The 265-nt window shown below is 48.7% G+C and carries 1 protein-coding gene; it reads right to left on the bottom strand.

What is annotated here, in order from left to right; translation table 11 throughout:
• On the bottom strand, positions 1 to 265 hold a 265-nt coding region (locus tag ACI43T_RS12110; RefSeq protein ID WP_405387370.1), incomplete at both ends, for an imelysin family protein.

The raw sequence follows: 265 nt of genomic DNA on the forward strand, positions 1-265 counted from the left end.
CTGTAACGCTTTGCGGTCGGCTTCGCCCAGCTTGTCGTAGGTTTCAAAACCGTCTTTAGTCCGGTATTTCGCCAGAATTTCGTTGACCTGTTTGAAGTTGGTATCGGTTTTTTCCAACAAGGCTTTGTTTTTGGCCTCGATCAGCGGACGGAACAAATCGACGATTTTTTTCGATCCGTCCACATTGGCTTGGAAATCGCTCAAATCGGTGTGGCTGTACCGGTCTTCTTCGCCGCTGATTTTACTGCCCGCCACTTCTTCAATC

The organism is Neisseria oralis (genome assembly GCF_045062685.1).
Classification (GTDB): domain Bacteria; phylum Pseudomonadota; class Gammaproteobacteria; order Burkholderiales; family Neisseriaceae; genus Neisseria; species Neisseria oralis.